Here is a 19,301-nt window from a genome sequence, read left to right on the forward strand (position 1 = left end):
GCTCGTTTGGCGGCGTAGAGGGCGGCGTCGGCCCGGGCCAGCCGGTTCGTCCCGGTCGGCGCGGTTCGGCAGGGTCTGCGTCACGAACGCTGCCTCCTCGTCGTCGCTCCACCGACCCATCGGCAGCTACCGGCTGGGCAAAAGCGGTCCCGGCCCCCGGTCCTAGTCCCGGGGGCGGAGAGCCGCCCGGAAGATCGGATCGTGGGGGGAAGGCGGCGCGTCGCGACTTGCGAACACTGAGCGGACCGCTGACGAAAGCAGGTTCCGTTGTTCCGCCATCTCTCCGGCCGCGCCACCGCGGTCACCTTCATCGTGCTGGTCCTCGCGGTGTCCGCGGGCACCGCGACGATCGCCGAAGGACTGGTTCTGGCCTTCTCCCCGCTGCTTGTCACGCTGCTGATGATGCTGGTGGTGACCCGCGAGGGGTATTCCCGGGCCGGGTGGCGCCGGCTCGGTCTGGCTCGGCTCGGGCTGCGCCACTGGCCACTGGTGCTGCTCACGACCGCGGGCGTCTCGCTGGCCGCGGTCGCCACGACCGTTCTTCTGGGGTACGCCCAATGGACCGCCCCGGGCGCCGGCTGGTGGCGCGACCTGCTCGCGCTCGGCATCACCGGACCGGTGCTCGCCCTGGGTGAGGAACTCGGCTGGCGCGGCTATCTGCAGCCCCGGCTGAGCTTCCTCGGCGAGCGGGCCGCGATGCTGGTCGTCGGCCTGGTCTGGGTCGCTTGGCACGTGCCGTACATCGTGTTCACGCCGTACTACCACGCGGACGGGAACCGGTGGCTGGTGTTCGCGCTGTTCACCGGCACGGTGCTCGCGTTCTCGGTCCTGTTCGGACGGTTCCGCAGCGCGTCCGGCAGTGTCTGGCCAGCCGTGCTGGCCCACTTCGCGCACAACGTCACGTTCGCCGTGCTGAGCACGTACGCGATCAGGACGGACCACCCGGTGCTGGTCAACGAGTACCTGGCCGGCGACACCGGGTTCCTGGTGCTGCTCGGCACCGCCGGGTGCGCGGCGCTGATCGGGCTCAGGGCGCGGGCCGGTGCATCGTCTGCGCCACGATGACCGCCTGCACCCGGTCGCGCAGCGCGAGTTTGCGCAGCACCGATCCCAGATGGGTCTTGACGGTCGACTCGGCGACGCCCAGCCGGGCCGCGATCTCGGTGTTGGTCAGGCCCAGCCCGACCGCGGCCAGGATCTCCCGTTCCCGGGCGGTGAGCCGGTCCAGCCCGGCCGGGAGCGCCGGGCGGGGGACCGGCTCCGGCGGCGGCGTGGCCAGGAACGAGTCGATCAGCCGGCGCACCAGCCGGGGTGAGACCGGCGCGTCACCGGCCGCGGCGGCCCGGATCGCGGCCACCAGCTCGGCCGGCCCGGCGTCCTTGAGCAGATAGCCGGCCGCACCGGCGCGCAGCGCGGCGACCAGCAGGTGGTCCGCGTCGAACGTGGTCAGCATGACCACCCGCGGCGGGTCCGGCAGGGCGAGCACCTGCCGGGTGGCCGCCACCCCGTCCAGGCCCGGCATCCGGATGTCCATCAGGACGACGTCGGCCCGGGTGCCGGGTTCGCGCAGGCGGGCGATCGCGGTGTGCGCGTCCCCGGCCGAGCCGGTGACGAGCAGGCCGGGGGTGGCCCGCAGGATCATCTCGAAACCGGCGCGGACCAGTTCCTGGTCGTCGACCAGGAACACCCGGACGGGCTCGCCGCCGCTCACCGGTCACCGCCGCCCGGCTGGCTGTCAGGGGTGCCTCGAGGGTCTCGAGGCACCCCTGACAACCAGCCGGGGTCCGGACCGAACACGCCGGGGAGGGTGAGCGAGACCCGGAATCCGCGGTCCGGCGCCGGGCCGGTCTCCAGCACGCCGTCGAGCACGTCCAGCCGCTCACGCAGACCGGCCAGCCCGTGCCCGCGGCCGGGTGGCGGCGTGGTGTCGGGTCCTCGGCCGTCGTCCTCGACGGTGGCCCGGACGGCGTCGCCGTGCCGCTCGACCGTGAGCCGGGCGGTGGCGTCCCGGCCGGCGTGCTTGAGGACGTTCGTCAGTGCCTCGCGGACCGTGCGGAAGACCGCGAGCCGGACCGCGGCCGGCACCTCGTCGAACCAGGCGGGCGGGCCGGTCACCACGACCGGCAGCCCGGCGGCGCGCACCGCGTCGACCAGCCGCTGGACGTCGTCGCGGTGCACCGCGACGCCGGGCGGCTCCTCGGCGGACTCCGGCTCGTGCAGCATCGCGATGACCCCGCGCACCTCGGCGAGCGCGGTCCGCGCGGTGCCCGCGATGGTGCTGAGCACCGCCCCGGCGTCGGCCGGCCGCCACGACGGGGTGGTCCCGGCGGCGTACCCGCCCGCGTCGGCCTGCACGATCACGACGGTGAGCGAGTGCGCCACGATGTCGTGGATCTCCGCGGCCGCGAGCATCCGCCGCCGCTGCTCGGCCAGCCGGTCCCGCTGCCGCCGGGCCTCGTGCAGCTCCCGGACGTTGGCCCGGCCGCCGCGCACCAGCTCGCCGATCACCGCGATCAGCACCGAGCAGACCGCGAGCGTCACGCCGATGACCAGGGCATTGCGGGTCTGGTCCGGCGGGGTGCTCCAGCGGAGTCCGCCGGCCAGGCAGCCGGTCACGGCAAGAGCAAGAGCCAGCATGCGTACGACCGGTGAGCCGACGTGCGCGGCCACCGTGTAGACGACGATCGCCTGCGCCGCGTTGGCCGGCAGCGGGATCGGCACGAGCAGCAGCTGACCGGCGAACGCGGCCGCCGACCAGCACAGCACGACGACCGGGAACCGCCGCCGGAGCACCAGCGGGGCGATCGTGACCGTGGCGACCAGCAACCCGGTGGCGCCGGCCAGGGCGGCACCGGGCAAGCCCAGGACCAGCCAGGTCAGGGCGGTGAGCAGCAGGTCGAGGCGTACCGGGCGGGCTCGGAACCACCGGTCGGCGCGGGCCGCGAGGAACGTGCGCTGGTCCACTGTCCCCCTCGTCGCCGTACCCTCGCCCGGACCGTGCCCCGAGCGGCGCAGCCAGCCTAATGTCCGCCGAAATCCGCGATTCGGCACCCAAACCTTTGTTTCCAGTTGATTTCGATTCTGTCCTTGACAACGTTGTCATAGCGGGGTGAGGCTGACGATCTCTGATCCAGGTGTCCACTGTGCCTGCCTCCTTTGGAGTACGCATGACGTTGATCGGCGGCCCCCTCGCTGCCTCCCACCCGCCTCGACGATGGATCTCCGTCGCCGGTGCGCTGCTGCTGCCGCTCGGACTGCTCGCCGTCCCCTCGGCGGCCACCGCGGCGCCCCGGCCCGGCGACTTCCGCTCCTCGTTCGAGTCCACCGACCCGCAACCCGCGGCCAGCACCGCCGAGCTCGACGCGAAGGGCGCGCCGCTGCAGGGCAACCTGACCGGCTCGATCCGCACCGGGCTGCCCGGCAGCGTGCTCGACAAGGTCACCGCGGTGACCGCGAGCGCCGAGAACGCGCCGAACGAGACCGCGGTCAAGCTCAAGGACGGTGACAGCTCGACCAAGTGGCTGGTGTTCAGCCGGACCGGCTGGGCCGCCTACCAGCTGGCCGCGCCGACCACCGTGGTGAAGTACTCGCTGACCTCGGCGAACGACGCCGCCAGCCGCGACCCCAAGGACTTCGCGCTGCAGGGCTCGGCGAACGGCGCCGACTGGACCGACCTGGACAAGCGCGCCGGCGAGAGCTTCAGCGGCCGGTTCGCGACGAACACCTACACGTTCACCAACACCACGGCGTACGCGTACTACCGGCTGAACATCACCGCGAACTCCGGTGACTCGCTGATCCAGCTCGCCGATTGGGACATCAGCGACGGTACGGACGTCCGCCCGCCGGCCACCCCGATGGTCAGCACGGTCGGCGCCGGACCGGTGCGGGGCGCCAACATGCTGCCGAGCGCCGGGTTCAGCGGCGTCGCGTCACTGCGGTACGCCGGTGGCGCCGACACCGCCGGGCGCTCGTACGCGACGAACCGGCTCTTCGACGTGAACATCCCGGTCGGGCCGAAGTCCCGGCTGAGCTACCGGATCTTTCCGGAGCTGACCGGGGAGAACCTGCAGTACCCGTCCACGTACGCGGCGGTCGACCTGCACTTCACCGACGGCAGCTACCTCAGCAAGCGGTCACCTGTCGACCAGCACGGCAACGCGCTCACCGGGTCCGGTCAGGGCACGTCGAAGGTGCTCTTCGCCGACGAGTGGAACGCGGTGCAGTCGGACCTCGGCGCGGTCGCGAACGGTAAGACGATCGACCGGATCCTGCTGGCGTACGACAACCCGGCCGCCACCGCGACCACCCGCTTCCAGGGCTGGCTCGACGACGTGACGGTCACCGGCACGCCCGCGCCGATCGACGGCTCGAGCCTGACCAACTTCGTCGACACGCGCCGCGGCACCAACGCCTCCGGCGGGTTCTCGCGCGGCAACAACCTGCCGATCGCGGCGCTGCCGAACGGCTTCAACTTCCTCACCCCGGTCACCAACGCGACCTCGAACTCGTGGGAGTACGTCTACCAGCGCGACAACAACGCGGCCAACCTGCCGCTGTTGCAGGGTCTCGCGGTGTCGCACGAGCCCAGCCCGTGGATGGGCGACCGCAACCAGATGTCGGTCATGCCGGTCCCGGCCGGGGGCAACCTCACCGGGGCGCCGGGCACCCGGGCCCTGGCGTTCAGCCACGACGACGAGATCGCCCGGCCCGACTACTACCGGGTCGGCCTGCAGAACGGCCTGGTCGCGCAGATGGCGCCGACCGACCACGGCGCGATCATGCAGTTCGGCTTCCCGGCCGGCGGCACGACCGGCAGCCTGGTCCTGCAGAACGGCACGTTCACGCTCGGCGCCGACGGCACCGTGACCGGCTGGGTCGACAACGGCTCCGGCCTGTCCGCCGGCCGGAGCCGGATGTTCGTGGCCGGCACGTTCGACCGCGCGCCGACCGTGACGGCGGCCGCCTCGGCGACCTTCGACCTGACCACCAGCCCGCAGGTGACCCTGCGGTTCGCCACGTCGTTCCTCTCGGTGGACCAGGCTCGCAAGAACCTGGACCTGGAGGTCACCGGCCGCAGCCTGGACCAGATCCACGCCGCCGCGACCGCGGCCTGGAAGGACCGGCTGGCCCGGGTCGAGGTGCGCGGCGCGACCGAGACTCAGCAGGTCACGCTCTACTCGAACCTGTACCGGCTGAACCTCTACCCGAACTCCCAGTCGGAGAACACCGGCACCGCCGCGAAGCCGCACTGGCAGTACGCGAGCCCGGTGTCCGCACCGACCGGCACGTCGACCGCGACCACCACCGGCGCGAAGATCGTCGACGGTCAGATCTACGTGAACAACGGCTTCTGGGACACCTACCGCACGGTCTGGCCGGCCTACTCGCTGCTCTACCCGGACGTGGCCGCGAAGATCGCTGACGGTTTCGTCCAGCAGTACCGCGACGGCGGCTGGGTCGCCCGCTGGTCGTCACCGGGCTACGCCGACCTGATGACCGGCACCAGCGCGAACGTCGCGTTCGCCGAGGCGTACCTGAACGGGGTCAAGCTCCCCGACCCGCTCGCCGCGTACGACTCCGCGGTCAAGGACGCGACGGTCGCCTCCGGGCGCAGCGCGGTCGGCCGCAAGGGCATCGAGACCTCGCTGTTCCTCGGCTACACGCCGACCTCGACCGGCGAGTCGGTGTCCTGGGCCCTCGAGGGCTTCATCAACGACTACGGCATCGGCAACATGGGCGCCGCGCTGGCCGAGGACCCGGCCACCCCGAAGGCCCGGCGGTCGCAGCTCAAGGAGGAGTCGAAGTACTTCCTCCAGCGGGCCCGCAACTACGTCAACCTGTTCGACCCGAAGTCGGAGTTCTTCCAGGGCCGGGACGCGGCCGGCACGTTCCTGAACGGCGACCCGCTGGACTGGGGTGGCGTCTACACCGAGACCGACGGCTGGAACTACGCGTTCACCGCCCAGCAGGACGGTCAGGGCCTGGCCAACCTGTACGGCGGACGCAAGGCGCTGCAGGACAAGCTGGACGAGTTCTTCGCGACCCCGGAGAAGGCCGACCGTCCCGGCGGCTACGGCGGCACCATCCACGAGATGCTGGAGGCCCGCGCCGTCCGGCTGGGTCAGCTCGGCATGAGCAACCAGCCCTCGCACCACATCCCCTACATGTACGACTACGCCGGCGCGCCCGCCAAGACGCAGGCCGTCGTGCGGGAGATCATGCAGCGGCTCTACGTCGGCGGTGAGATCGGCCAGGGCTACCTGGGCGACGAGGACAACGGCGAGATGTCCGCCTGGTACGTGCTCAGCTCGCTGGGCCTCTACCCGCTGCAGAACGGCTCGGAGAACTGGGTGATCGGCTCACCGCAGTTCAGCCAGATGACCGTGCACCGCAAGACCGGTGACATCGTGGTCAAGGCCGCGAACAACAGCACCAAGAACGTGTACGTGCAGAGCGTCGAGGTCAACGGCCGGACGCAGCGCGGCGTGTCGATCGACTCGTCGGTCTTCACCCGCGGCGGCACCGTCGAGTTCCGGATGGGCCCGAAGCCGTCGTCCTGGGGCACCGGCCGGAACGACGTGCCGGAGTCGCTGACCAAGGGCGATGAGGCCCCCAAGCCGCTGCAGGACACCACCGGCCCCGGTCTGGGCACCGCGACCGCGACCGGTGGCCAGGACGCCGCGAAGCTGTTCGACGACTCGTCGTCGACCCAGCTGACGTTCGCCGACGCCACGCCGAAGGTCACCTGGGCGTACCGCGGCGGCAAGCAGGCGCCGACCTACTACACCCTCACCTCGGGGGCGAAGGCCGGCGACCCGGCGGACTGGAAGCTGCAGGGCTCCCGCGACGGGATCACCTGGACCACTGTGGACTCCCGCAGGGGTGAGGTGTTCACCTGGCGCAACCAGACCCGGCCCTTCCGGATCGACCGTCCGGGCCGCTTCAAGCAGTTCCGGCTGGCGGTCAGCAAGACCACCGGCGCCGAGCAGGCGAACCTCGCCGAGGTCGAGCTGCTGGCCGGTGGCGACGTGCAGATCGGCGGCGGCTCGGTCACCGTGGACGGGGTGGCAGGCGTGCCGGCCCGCTCCGGTACCGCGGTGTCGGTTCCGCTGGCCACCGTCACCGGCGGCACCGCGAGCGAGTACCAGGCCACCGTCGACTGGGGTGACGGCACGCCGGTCACCACCGGCACGACGGTGCTGAGCTCGCGGGCGGTCTACAGCGTCAGTGGCACGCACACCTACGCCAAGCCCGGCTGGTACCAGGCCTCGGTCACCGTGGCCGACGGGACCAGCCAGGACTCGGCGACGGTCGGTGTCGACGTGGCCTACACGCCGGAGTCCGGTCTGACCGCCGCGTTCGACACCGTCTGCATCGGTGACGACGGGGTGCTCGGCGTCAACTGCGACGCGAAGACCTGGGCGTACTCGCGGGCCGCGCTCGCGGCGGCCGGAGTCACGCAGGGCAAGCCGGTGACCGTCCCCGGGACCGGGCTGCGGTTCACGCTGCCCGCCACCCCGGCCGGGCAGCCGGACAACGCGATCGGCAACGGCAAGACGATCGCGTTGAACCTGCCCGCCGACGCCACGAGCATCGCGTTCATCGGCGCCGGGACGCAGGGCAACCAGAGCACCACCGGCACGGCGACGTTCAGCGACGGGAGCACCGCGAGCATCCCGATCCAGATGAGCGACTGGACGCTCGGGGGCAACCCCAACGGCACTCCTTCGTACGGGAACGTCGTGGTGGCCAAGTCGGAATACCGGCTGCACGGCTCGGACCGGGACAGCGCGCAGCCGTTCCTGTTCGCGACGGCTCCGTACGTCATCCCGGCCGGCAAGACGCTCGTCTCGGTGACGCTCCCGACGCAGTCCGGTGACCCCGGCTCGGCGGGACGGATCCACGTGTTCGTGGTCGCCGACGACGGCACCCCGCGTACCCCATTGGTCGTCTCGGCGGCGAAGGACCAGACAGCGACCGCGGGTCAACCGCTCACCGCGACCCTCGGCACGGTGACCGGCGGGGTCGCCGGGACCACCGGCTATCACGCCCGGGTCCAGTGGGGCGACGGCACGGTTCCGGAGGACGCCACGGTCGACGCGGCCGGAGCGATCAGCGGGACCCACACGTACGCCCAGCCGGGCACCTACCCGGTGCACGTCACCGCGTGGGACACGCTGACCGGCAGCACGGTGACCAGCACGGTGACCGTCGGCAAGGCCACCACGGCGTCCGCGAGGGCGGCCACCGTCGACCTGACCGGTGAATCCGCGCCGCCGGTGTACGCCCCGCAGGTGACGCTCTCGGTCACCGAGGGACCGCGCGGCACGGCGATCACCGTCGACGGCTCCGGCTTCGCGCCGAACGAGCCCGTCACCGGCAGCTTCGGCGCCGGGCTGACCGTCACCACCCTGCGGGCCAACGGCGACGGCGTCGTCTCCGGCGCGACGGTGAGCGTGCCGGGCGCGGCGACACCGGGCGTCACCGGGGTCACGCTGGCCGGCACCGACTCGGCGACCACGGTGGAGGTGCCGTTCACGGTCACTGACTGACGGTTTCCCCTGCCCGCCGGTGGGCCAGCCATGATCATGGCTGGCCCACCGGCCTGTTCGCCGAGCACGCTGGAAGATGTGGCTGACCTGGGGTGGCTGCCAGAGTCGGCGCATGGCATACATCGATCTCGGCGTGGACGAGAAGACCTTCCCTGGCATCACCGGACCGATGAGTTACCGGCCGGAGACGGCGAAGCCGCTCAACGAGCTGGCCGAGGTGCTGCTGCGGGCGCCCCACTCGCTGCCGGCGGCGGACCGGGAACTGATCGCGGCGTACGTGTCCGGCCGGAACGAGTGCGAGTTCTGCTGCAACTCGCACACCGCGTTCGCGGTCGCGCAGTACGCCGCGGCGGACACCGCCGACGGCGCCTCGATCGTGGCGCAGGTCCGCGCCGATCTCGACAGCGCGCCGGTGACGGCGAAGCTGAAGGCGCTGCTGCGGATCGCCGGCGCGGTCCAGCAGACCGGCCGTGCGGTCACCCCGGAGCTGATCGAGGCGGCGCGGGCCGAGGGCGCCACCGACCTCGAGCTGCACGACACGGTGCTCATCGCGGCTGCGTTCTGCATGTTCAACCGCTATGTGGACGGGCTCGGGACGTTCGCACCGCCCGCGCCCGAGGACTACACGCCGATGGCACAGCGGATCGTCGAGCAGGGCTATGGGATCCCGGTGCAGCGCTGACGGGACTTGAACACCCCTGCTAACCTCCCTCGAAAACGTCGCGGCGGAACGGACCCGTCCCAACGTAGAAAATCAGGCTCGCGCGCCCTACAGTGTGCGAACCGATCGATCGAGGAGGGTTCCGTGGCAGAGCCGCCACCCGAGCAACGTATTCCGACGGATGCCGCGAGACCCGCGGCGACCGAGGCGCCCCAACTGCTGGTGATGCCCCCGACCGACGCGATCCCGTCGATGGTCTGGCCCGGTGCGGACGGGGAGACCGCGTGGGCGATCCCGGTGCAGATCCCGGCCGGGACTCGGGGGTATGCGCTGTTCGTACCGATGGTCGCTCTGCAGCCCGCGGCCGCGGCGTCGCCCGCCGCGGTGCCGCGGGTCGCCGATTCGGTGCCAGCGCCGTCGGTGGTGCCTGAGCCGGCTGTTCCCGAGGCCCCGGTTGTTACTGAGGCCCCGGTTGTTACTGAGGCCCCGGTTGTTGCCGAGGCCCCGGCTGAGACTGCTGCCGCTCCTGCTCCTGTTGTCGCTCCGGCTGAAGACGACGTGGACGAGGAACGGCCGGCTGTTTTCGCTCCGGTTCCGGCGCGGGTCTCCTCCGCACCGGGGACCCGGCCGAACGCGGCCCGCGAGCCGGTGCACCCCTACCGCCGCTACGAGCCGCAGCCCACCGCCTGGCAGACGTTCCGGGAGAAGCACTGGCCCGGCCCGGTCGCGGTCAAGGGCTGGACCGTCCCGGCGGGCGTGCTCGCCGGCGCGCTCGGCGTCGCGGCGTTCGTGCCGCTGGGCCGCACCGGCATCGGCTGGTTCCTCGGCTTCCTGGTGCTCGCCGCCGGTGTGGTGGCCGCCGTCCGGCGCTCCGCGGACCTGCCGCACTCCGAACGCTGGATCCGGTCCGGATGGGCCGCGGCGGCGCTCGCCCTGCTCCTGGTGCCGGCGTTCCGCAACGCGTGGTGGCTGGTGACCTTCAGCGTCCTCGGCGCGCTCGGCTGCGCGGCCCTCGCGATCGTGGGCGGGCGGCTCGTCCGGTCGATCCTCTTCAGCCTGGTGGCCGCACCGTACGCGGCGTTCCGCGGCCTGCCGTGGGTGCGCAAGCACGTCCGGGCGAGCCGCAACACCGGGATCGCCCGGCGGATCGGCTTCTCGGCCGGCCTCACCCTCGTGGTCCTGTTCGTCTTCGGCGCGCTGCTGTCCTCCGCCGACGCGGTGTTCTCGGAGTGGCTCGACGACGCGGTGCCGGACTTCAACGTCGGCTCGGTGTTCCAGTGGATCTTCCTGGCCGTGGTCGGTGGCCTGGTCGCGGTCTCCGGCATCTACACGCTGTCGGCGCCGCCCGCGACGTCCAGCCTGGACACTCCGGGCCGGGGCCGGTTCGGCCTGGTCGAGTGGGCGCCGATGGCGTCCGCGCTGGTCCTGCTGTTCGCCGGGTTCGTGGTCGTGCAGTTCACCTCGCTGTTCGGCGGTTCCGGGCACGTGCCGAAGACCTCCGGGCTCAGCTACGCCGAGTACGCCCGCAGCGGCTTCTGGCAGCTGGTCGCGGTCACGCTGCTCTCGCTGGCCCTGCTCGCCGCGCTGGCCCGCTGGGCCAAGCGGGACGAGCCGATCGAACGGATCCTGCTCCGCGTCCTGCTCGGCCTGCTCTGCGCGCTGAGCGTGGTCATCGTGGTGTCGGCGCTGTCCCGGATGTGGGAGTACCAGCGGGTCTACAGCTTCACCGGCGAGCGCATCTTCGTGATGTCGTCGGAGATCCTGCTCGGCGTCATCTTCGTGATGATCGCGGTGGCCGGGATCCGCTGGCAGGGCCGGTGGATCCCGCAGACCACCGTCGCTCTCGCCGTGCTGATGCTGCTCGGCCTCGCGGTCCTCGACCCGGAGGGCTACGCGGCCAGCCGCAACGCCGTCCGCTACGAGGCCACCGGCAAGATCGACGCCTGGTACCTGCGGGCCCTTTCCGCCGACGCGACCCCGGCCCTGACCCGCCTGCCCGACCCGGTCCGGCGCTGCACGCTGAGCTGGATCGCCGACGACCTGAAAGAGCCCGACCCCTGGTACGCGTGGAACCTCGGCCGCGCGCGGGCCCGGGACGCCCTCGACAAGCTCGGCAAGTCGGCGATCGGCAATCACGCCGACTGCCGGGCCGCCGACCAGTTCGACCTGCCCAAGAAACGCCGCTGACCCACCCGCACACCCTCGGCGAGCCCGGCCTCCGCTTCAGCGGTCCGGGCTCGCCGTCTGTCCGGCGCCGGGTGTCGGTCGTCAGGCGGGCGGGCCGTGGGTGGCGGACGGTGCCGCGCCGTCGGATTGCCGGTCGGACGGGTAGTGGTCGGTGAGGTGGCGGCCGCAGGACGGGCAGTAGGTGGCGCCGGGCGGGTGGGTCCGGCCGCACCAGCGGCATCGGGGCAGGATCGGCGCGGTCGCCCGGGTGTCACCGGGGCCGGACCACGAGCGGGGCCGGTCGTCCTGTTGCCAGCGGGCGAACGCGTCGCGGAGCGCGGGGATGAACGCGGTCCGGTCGTCGTCCTGGGCGGGGATGGTCTCGGTGGGTTCGTCCATCCGGGCCGGTCGCGGGCCGGCCGGGACCGGCCGGGACCTGACCGGTTCGGCGGCGGGCGGCTCGGGTGTGCCGGGATCCTGCGCGGCTCGGCGCCGCAGCACCAGGACCACCGCGACCAGCAGGGCCAGCAGTACGGCACCGGCGGCGAGCAGGACGCGGGTGCGGTACGGACCGCTCAGGATCGACGGGTCGCCGTAGCGGGAGCGGTACTCGACGGCCTGCCGGCGTTTCTCCGCCGCCGGGTGATGCGCGGGCATGGCGGCCAGCACCCGGTCGAAGTCCTTGACGGCGTCGGTGTAGTAGCCGCGGTGGAACGCGTCCAGCCCGTGCGCGTAGGCCGTGTCGATCGGTCCCGGCCGGTTCGACACGTTGTGCCAGGCCAGAAGCCCGCTGACCGTCTCGACCGGCACGATGAAGCCGGTCTTGTCGGCCGGCCGGCGGCTGGCGATGCCGACGACCCGGCCGGCCAGGTCGACCACCGGGCCGCCGCTCAGTTCCGGCGTGACGGGTGCGCTGGTCCGGTAGAACAGGCGGCCGGGCCCGGACGTGCCGGTGCCGGCGGGCGCGCTGATCCGGCCGCTCACCGCACCCTCAGCGCCGCCGGTGTAGCCGGTCGTGACGACCGGCTGGCCGGCCCACACGGCGTCGTGCCCGGTGAGTGACGCCACCGGCAGGCCGCCGCGCTCCACCTTCAGCAATCCGACGTCACCCTGACGCCACGACAGCGTGTCGAGCGTCCGGGCGTCGACACTGACCGATGCGTCACCGGCCGGGCCGCCGCCGAGCTGGACCCGCACGTCCGGTTCGGGTGCCGCCGACGAGTAGGGGTCGGTCACCTTCCAGCGGTCCGTGCCGGTGATCGCGTCCTGGTACACGGCGTCCCGCCGGCTCGACCGGATCACGCCCCGGTCGACGAGGTCACCGACGGCGCCGGCGATGGCCGCGTTGCGGTGGTCCTTGGCGGTCAGGCAGTGCGCCGCGGTCACGATGTGCCCGGTGCCGCTGACGACAGTTCCGGAACAGGCCGTGTCGAAGCGGACCAGGGTCGATCGGGTGCGGCCCCGGACGTAGCCGGTCACCAGGACGGTCCAGTCGCTGCGGACCATGACGACGGCGGGCTCGACAGGCTCGACGGCCCGCTGCTCCGGGGTGACCGCCGGCAGCGTGCCGGCCGGTGCGGCCCCGGCCGGCGCCGCGATGCCGAGCAGGAGCGCGGCGATCGGGCCGGCCACGAGCAGACGCGGAAGTTCGCTGGTCATCACGTATCGCCCTTCTCGTGTGAACAGAGCGTTGAGTTCCGGGCGGGCCGCGCTGATACGCGGCCGGTGTATCAGGGTCGCTCCGCCGGCGCCTCTACCTCCCGAACGTCAGCCTGATGGGAGGGGTACCGATGTCCGGACGCATCTATGGCCGGCCGGTGACCGTGGCCGGCGGGGCGGACACGCCGCCGTCGTTGCGGCAGGAACTCCAGGACACGCCGGGCTTCTCCGGCGCCGCCCTGCTGCTGGCCGTCGGCGGATCCCTGGTCGGGACGATCCTGACCACCGCGATGGGCAGCGGCCCCTGGGGCTCGCTGGCCGGGGCCGCGGTCGGCCCGGTGGTCAGCACGGTCTTCTCGACGAAGCTGACCGGCGAGCACGGCCGGGTGCGGGCCGCCGCGATCCTGATCCTCAGCGTCGCCGCGCTGGCCATCACACTGACCGGGGTCAAGGTGACCGAGGGCGCGGCCGGCCAGCCGGTGATCCCGGGAGCCGAGGACCGGTCCGGCACGTTCGCGTTGAGCGAGAGCGACGAGAGCAACCAGCGCAACGGCACCAGCGGCGAGAACGTGCCGGCCGGAGGTGTGGAGCCGACCGTGACGCCGACCGTGCTGCCCAGCGCGACGCCCAGCCCCGAACCCTCGCCCTCGCCTTCGGAGAAGACGGATACCTGCCTCACCGGCTACGTCTGGCGGGAAGCGGTGCCCGGCGACCAGGTCTGTGTCACGCCGGAAACCCGCGACCAGGCGGCCGTGGACAACGCCGCCGCGGGCGACCGGCGCGACCCGGCCGGCGGGGCGTACGGGCCGGACACCTGCCTGACCGGTTTCGTCTGGCGCGAAGCGGTCGCCGACGATCACGTCTGCGTCCTGCCCGAGACCCGCGAGCAGGCCCGCGCGGACAACGACGCGGCCGCCGAGCGTCGCGTCACCTGAGCCACCCGGCGGGTGAGGACCGCCGGGAGGACGACTGACTGCCGCAGCGATTCGGGATAGCTTGGACTCGATTGCTCAGCGGCAGGAGACGATCATGGGCGATCCCGGGGGGTCGATCCGATTCGCGGCCCTGGGTCCTCTGCTCGTCCGGCACGGTGATGACGAGCTGAGTCCGGGTACGGCGCAACAGCGGGTGGTGCTGGCCGTCCTGCTGCTGCACCCGAACCAGCGGGTCAGCCGGGAGCGCCTGATCGACGCGGTCTGGGGTGAGGCGGCGCCGGCGTACGCGATAAATCTCCTGCAGAAGCGGATCTCCGGCCTGCGCCGCATGTTGCAGGCCGGATCGCCCGGCGCCGAGAACGCGCTGACCTGGACCGACGCCGGGTACCGGCTGGCCGTGCCGGCCGGTTGCCTGGATCTGTCGTCATTGGACGCGCTGATCGCCGAGGCCCGGTCCGCCCGCGCGGCCGGCGACCTGCCGGGTGTCGCCCGCGCCGTGCACGCCGCGCTCGGGCTCTGGCGCGGCCCGGCCTTCGAAGGGCTGAGCAGCCCGATGCTGGACGCCGAACGGGTCCGCCTGGCCGAGCTGCGCGTCGACCTGATCGAGGAGCGCATCGACGTCGACCTGACCACCGGAGCCGTCCGTGATCCGATCCTGGAGCTGCGCCGGCTGGTCGGCGCGTACCCGCTGCGCGAGCGGCTGCGCGGCCTGCTGATGCTGGCCCTCTACCGGTCCGGGCGGCAGGCCGAGGCGCTGGAGGCGTTCCGGGAGGCGCGCCGGCACCTGGCCGACGAGCTGGGCGTGGACCCCGGCGTACGGCTGCGCCGGCTGCACGAGCAGATCCTCAGCGGTGATCCGTCGCTGGGCGCGGCCGCCGAGCCGGAGGCCGCCACCCGGCCGGAGCTGGCGGCGGTGCCGGCCGAGCTGCCGCGCCGGTCCCCGTACTTCGTCGGCCGGGAGGCGGACCTGGAGCATCTCGCGTCCCTGCTCGCCGACGGCCGGCTCGCCGAGGACGGCACGGCGGTGGTGGCGATCACCGGCACCGCCGGGGTGGGCAAGACCGCGCTGGCGGTGCACTGGGGACACCGGGTCCGCCACCTCTTCCCGGACGGGCAGCTCTACGTCAACCTGCACGGCTTCGCCCCGGCGGTGCCGGTCACCGACCCGGCCGACGCGGTGCAGGGCTTCCTGGACCGGCTCGGTGTGCCGGCCCACCGGCTGCCGAGCAGCACGGCCAGCCAGTTCGCCCTGTACCGCAGCCTGCTGGCCGACCGCCGGGCGCTGATCCTGCTGGACAACGCGCGTGACGGCGACCAGGTGCGGCAACTGATCCCCGGCGGCCCCGGCTGCCTGGTGATCGTGACCAGCCGCAACGAGCTGCCCGGCCTGGTGATGGCCGGCGCCGTTCCGGTCGCGCTCGACCTGCTGGCGCCGGACGAGGCCCGGGGCCTGATGGACCGGCGGCTCGGCGCGGACCGTACCCGGGCGGAGCCGCAGGCGGTCGACGACATCGTCGAGTCCTGCGCGCGGCTGCCGCTCGCCCTGACCATCGCGGCGGCGCACGCCGCGAGCCGGCGCACCTTCCCGCTGGCCCGGGTCGCCGCCGAGCTGCGCGAGGTCCGGGGGCGGCTGGACGCCTTCGACGCGGGTGATCCGATGACCGACATCCGGGCCGTGTTCTCCTGGTCCTACCAGGCACTTCCGGCGCCGGCGGCCCGGCTGTTCCGGCTGCTGGGCCTGATCCCGGGCCCGGAGATCTCGGCGGCGGCGGCCGCGAGCCTGGCCGGCCTGCCACCGGCCGAGGCGCGCCGGCCGCTGAACGAGCTGGCCCGGGCCCACCTGGTCACCGAGCGGATGCCGGGCCGGTTCGCCTTCCACGACCTGCTCCGGGCGTACGCCGCCGAGCTCGCCGAGGCGCAGCACGCCCCGGCCGAGCGGGAGATCGCGGTACGCCGGCTGCTCGACCACTACCTGCACACCGCCGCGCGGGCCCAGCTGCTGCTCAACCCGCACGTCGACGTCGCGCTGGAGCTGCCGGCGATCCAGCCCGGCGTGCATCCGGAACGGATCGTCGGCCACGAGGCCGCACTGGACTGGTTCGCCGGGGAACGGCCGGCCCTGATGGCCGCGATGGCGGCCGCCGTCGAGGCCGGGATCGAGCCGCACCGCTGGCAGCTGATCTGCGAGCTGAGCCCGTTCCTGGAATACCAGGGCCAGTGGCGCGAGTGGCGCGAGGCGCTGGAGACGTCCCGGCGGCACGGCGGCCCCGGGTACGAAGCCCTGGTGCAGCGGCTGCTGGGCCGGGTCTGCATCCGGCTGGGCCGCCACGACGAGTCGGCGCGGTACCTGAACGCGGCCCTGGAGCAGTACACCAAGCTGGGCGACCTGGCGGGCCAGGCGCACACCCACCGCGAGATGTGCTGGCGGCTCGACAACCTGGACCGCCCGGGGGAGGCGCTGGATCACGCCGAGCGGGCGCTGGAGCTGTTCCGCTCGGCCGGGCACCGCAGCGGCGAGGCGCGTGCCCTCAACGCGGTGGGCTGGTTCCACATCAAGCTGGGCGACCACGAGCAGGCGCTGCGGTACTGCCGGGCGGCGCTCGACCTGCAACTGTCCACCGACGACCGGTTCGGGCAGGCGGAGACCTGGGACAGCCTGGGATATCTGTACCGGCACGCCGGTCAGGCGCACCGGGCCACCGACTGCTACCAGCGGGCGCTGCAGCTGTACCGGGAGTTCGACGACCGGTACAACGAGGCCGACACCCTGGCCTCGCTGGGCGACGCGGCGATGGCGGCCGGGGACACCGAGGCGGCCGGCGAGGCGTGGCGGCACGCGCTGACGATCTTCCGGCGGCTGCGGCACCCGGACGTCGCCCGGGTCCGCGCGAAACTCGACGCCCTGAGCGACGTCACCTCGCCGCCGGCCCTCGCTGGACTGCCCGATCCGTAGCCGTTCCAGGGCGCGGTCCAGTGATCGCTCCAGCGTCCCCGGCGACGCTGCTGTCGGTTCCGTGATGCGCACGGGACGCGATGCCGACAGCTAGGAGATGTCATGTCTGGGACAGTGGAACCCGGCCGAATCGTCGAGCAGGCGGCAGCGGGTGACGAGCAGGCCTGGGAGACCCTCGTCCGGGAGCACAGCGGGCGGCTGCGTGCGGTCGCCGCCGGGTTCCGGCTGAGCCGTAGCGACGCCGAGGACGCCATGCAGGCCACCTGGGTCGCCCTGGTGCACCACGTGGGCGCGCTGCACTCCCACGACCGGGTGGGTGCCTGGCTGGCCACCACCATGCGACGCAACTGCCTGCGGATCCTGCAAAGGCAACGGTACGAGACACCGGTCGACGACCTACCGGCCCTGGTCGCCGACCGGGCCGCCGCGGTGGACTGTGCCGTGGTCACCGCCGAGCTGGCCGCGACGGTGTGGCGGTCGGTCGGCCTGCTCCCCGCCCGCCAGGCGGACCTGCTCCGGGCGCTGTTCGCCGACGGTGAACGGTCCTATCAGGAGATCGCCGCCGCGTTGTCCATGCCGGTCGGCGCGATCGGCCCGGTCCGGCAGCGGGCGCTGCACCGGCTCGGGCTGCTGCTCGACGAGACCGGCGTCGTCCCCGCCGACCTGGGCCTCTGCGCCTGACTCTCACGATTTCCGGAGGTGCACGTCATGTCAGACACCACCACACTCGTCCCGGCGCTGGGCCCGAAGGAACCGGCCCTGCTCGAGAACTTCCGGACCGCTGTCGACGGTCAGCCGCTGACCTCTGCGGAGCGGCGGCTGATCGTGGAGCAGGCCCGGACGCTGATCGACGACGTCTACGTACACCTGCCCCAGAAACGGGCCATGTACGGCATCGACGCGAGCCAGCAGCTGCGGCTGCTGGCCCGCCGGGATCAGCAGGGCATGCCGGAGGCGGCGTTCCACCGCGAACTGCGCCGGATCTTCGACGGGCTGCGGGACATGCACACCACCTACATCCCGCCGGAGCCGCACCGCGGGCGGGCACTGCTCGGCTTCACCCTGGAGCGGTACTGGGACGACAAGGGCAAGCCGCACTTCGTCGTGTCGAAGTCCAGGACCGTTACGTACCAGGAAAAGATCCCGGTCGGCGCGGAGGTCATCAACTGGAACGGCATGCCGATCGAGGTGGCCGTGCGGCAGAACGCCGAGGTGGAGGCGGGCGGCAACCCGGCCGCCCGGTTCGCCCGCGGCCTGGAGAGCCTCACCACCCGCCACGTGGCGCTGTCACCGCTGCCGGCCGAGAACTGGGTGCACATCGAGTACCAGCGGCCGGAGAGCGAGCGCCGCTGGTGGCGGTTCGGCCGGCCGGCCGGGCCGGAGACCGTGAGCTGCCGGGCCGAGTGGTGGGTGGAGCAGTCGCCGCCCCTGCCGCCGGAGATCGTCGGTGGCGGGTCCGCCCGGGGGCTCGGCATGAGCCTGCGCACCGAGCTGACCCGGGAGATCAAGACCGATCTGCTGCGGGACACCTCGCTCGACGAGGCTGTCCCGGACAGCGCTGCGGATGGTCTGGACCGGGTGCTCAAGGCCCGGATCGTGCCGCTGCCCGGCGGCGGCCAGGTCGGGCAGCTGCGGATCACGTCGTTCTACACCGAGAAGGTCGGCGTGGCCGGCTTCCTCGCCGAGATCACGCGACTGCTCAAGCTGCTGCCCCAGGACGGCCTGATCCTGGACGTGCGGGGCAACGGCGGCGGATACATCGAGGTCGCCGAGGGCCTGCTGCAGCTGCTGACCGACCGGCCGATCACTCCCGAGCCGATGCAGTTCATCAACTCGCCGGCCACCTACGACCTGTGCGGCCGGTCCAACGATCTGACGCTGTGGCGGCCCTCGATCGCCGAGTCGGGCGAGACCGGCACGCAGTTCAGCGCCGCGTTCCCGCTCTCCCAGCTCAGCCGCCCGGCCTGGCACTATCCCGGCCGGGTGGTGCTGGTGACCGACGCGTTGAGCTACAGCGCCACCGACATGCTGGCCGCCGGGTTCCAGGACAACACCCTGGGCACGGTGCTCGGCGTCGACGAGAGCACCGGGGCCGGTGGCGCCAACGTCTGGAGTCACGGCCAGCTGCGGGAGATCTGGCCGACCGGCCCGTTCCCGCCGCTGCCCCGGGGCGCCCGGCTGACCGTGGCGGTGCGCCGGTCGCTGCGGACCGGGATGCAGCACGGCCGGCTGCTGGAGGACTTCGGCGTACGAAGGAACGCCCTCCACCAGATGACCCGGTGCGACCTGCTGGACCGCAACGTCGATCTGATCGCGTACGCCGCGCGGCTGCTCCGGGAGCGGAACACCTGGGTGTCCTGAGCCGTGGCGCC

11 protein-coding genes are annotated in these 19,301 nt (G+C 72.7%); 8 read left to right on the forward strand and 3 right to left on the reverse strand.

Annotation, left to right across the window (positions count from 1 at the left end):
* The first annotated feature begins 267 nt into the window (after positions 1-267).
* Positions 268-1,065, forward strand: a complete 798-nt coding sequence (locus ADL15_RS32145; protein ID WP_067699022.1) for a CPBP family intramembrane glutamic endopeptidase — start codon at positions 268-270, stop codon at positions 1,063-1,065.
* On the opposite strand, the gene ADL15_RS32150 is transcribed toward ADL15_RS32145, so the two are convergent.
* Complete coding sequence (locus ADL15_RS32150; protein WP_067699023.1) at positions 1,028-1,711, reverse strand: response regulator; 684 nt, start codon at positions 1,709-1,711, stop codon at positions 1,028-1,030. The genes ADL15_RS32145 and ADL15_RS32150 overlap by 38 nt on opposite strands.
* Positions 1,708-2,964 (reverse strand): sensor histidine kinase, encoded by a 1,257-nt coding sequence (locus ADL15_RS32155; RefSeq protein ID WP_067699025.1) that lies wholly within the window; start codon positions 2,962-2,964, stop codon positions 1,708-1,710. Before ADL15_RS32155 ends, ADL15_RS32150 begins: the two co-directional genes overlap by 4 nt.
* Positions 2,965-3,167: 203 nt before the next feature.
* Between ADL15_RS32155 and ADL15_RS32160 the strand changes: the two genes are divergently transcribed.
* The 3 genes from ADL15_RS32160 (at position 3,168) to ADL15_RS32170 (ending at position 11,403) form a co-directional block, all read left to right on the forward strand.
* Positions 3,168-8,555 carry a GH92 family glycosyl hydrolase gene (locus ADL15_RS32160; protein WP_083972014.1) on the forward strand — a complete coding sequence of 1,796 codons (5,388 nt, stop codon included), beginning with the start codon at positions 3,168-3,170 and terminating at the stop codon, positions 8,553-8,555.
* A gap of 112 nt (positions 8,556-8,667) precedes the next feature.
* The gene (locus tag ADL15_RS32165) at positions 8,668-9,237 is read left to right on the forward strand and encodes a carboxymuconolactone decarboxylase family protein (protein ID WP_067699027.1); all 570 of its coding nucleotides are present in this window, start codon (positions 8,668-8,670) and stop codon (positions 9,235-9,237) included.
* Between the two features lie 204 nt (positions 9,238-9,441).
* The gene (locus ADL15_RS32170) at positions 9,442-11,403 is read left to right on the forward strand and encodes a DUF4153 domain-containing protein (RefSeq protein WP_157441732.1); all 1,962 of its coding nucleotides are present in this window, start codon (positions 9,442-9,444) and stop codon (positions 11,401-11,403) included.
* Between the two features lie 81 nt (positions 11,404-11,484).
* Here the strand turns inward: ADL15_RS32170 and ADL15_RS32175 are convergent, their stop codons facing one another.
* A complete protein-coding gene (locus ADL15_RS32175; RefSeq protein WP_067699030.1) occupies positions 11,485-13,041 on the reverse strand; it encodes a trypsin-like peptidase domain-containing protein in 1,557 nt (518 codons plus the stop codon).
* Between the two features lie 131 nt (positions 13,042-13,172).
* Here ADL15_RS32175 and ADL15_RS32180 point away from each other — a divergent pair, with 131 nt between their 5' ends.
* The 4 genes from ADL15_RS32180 to ADL15_RS32195 all read left to right on the forward strand — a co-directional run bounded on the left by ADL15_RS32180 (position 13,173) and on the right by ADL15_RS32195 (position 19,290).
* A complete protein-coding gene (locus ADL15_RS32180; protein ID WP_067699032.1) occupies positions 13,173-13,976 on the forward strand; it encodes a hypothetical protein in 804 nt (267 codons plus the stop codon).
* Positions 13,977-14,070: 94 nt separating this feature from the next.
* Entirely contained in the window at positions 14,071-16,929 is a 2,859-nt protein-coding gene (locus tag ADL15_RS32185; RefSeq protein WP_067699034.1) for an AfsR/SARP family transcriptional regulator, read from the forward strand.
* A 102-nt stretch (positions 16,930-17,031) separates the two neighbouring features.
* Positions 17,032-17,610, forward strand: a complete 579-nt coding sequence (locus tag ADL15_RS32190) for an RNA polymerase sigma factor (protein WP_083972016.1) — start codon at positions 17,032-17,034, stop codon at positions 17,608-17,610.
* Positions 17,611-17,637: 27 nt separating this feature from the next.
* Positions 17,638-19,290, forward strand: a complete 1,653-nt coding sequence (locus ADL15_RS32195) for a S41 family peptidase (RefSeq protein ID WP_067699038.1) — start codon at positions 17,638-17,640, stop codon at positions 19,288-19,290.
* The last annotated feature ends 11 nt before the right edge of the window (positions 19,291-19,301 follow it).

The organism is Actinoplanes awajinensis subsp. mycoplanecinus (genome assembly GCF_001509495.1).
Taxonomy (GTDB): Bacteria; Actinomycetota; Actinomycetes; order Mycobacteriales; family Micromonosporaceae; genus Actinoplanes; species Actinoplanes palleronii.